This window comes from Sulfitobacter sp. CW3, from assembly GCF_019392245.1.
GTDB lineage: Bacteria > Pseudomonadota > Alphaproteobacteria > Rhodobacterales > Rhodobacteraceae > Sulfitobacter.
The window spans coordinates 1-268 of the sequence record NZ_JAHXRL010000262.1 but is presented as its reverse complement, the minus strand read 5'-3'; the positions used below and the strand labels follow the sequence as shown (position 1 = coordinate 268).

At 66.4% G+C, this 268-nt stretch carries 1 pseudogene; it reads right to left on the bottom strand.

The annotated features are described in order from the left end of the window. Positions 1-156: pseudogene (locus KZZ06_RS23280) on the bottom strand (hypothetical protein); the annotation flags it as partial. Positions 157-268 lie beyond the last annotated feature (112 nt).

Below are 268 nucleotides of genomic sequence, written 5' to 3'. Positions count from 1 at the left end.
CACCAGACCCAGCACGATGGCGATGGCCGAGCCGTGGACGCGGCCGTTGGTGAAGTGTTTGGCCGCGAGGTTAGAGACGAGGATCAGCGCGCCGATGACGGCGAAGGCCGCCACGAGGCTCTGCTCGACGAAGACATGCTCGATGCCATGCCACATGCTCATAGCGCTCACACCCTCCGCACGGCGGGGGTCTGGGGTACTGACCCGACGGCCGAATGGGCTGGAGCGGGCCGCGCGTCGATGATTTCGTCAGCGTCGCCGCTGATGA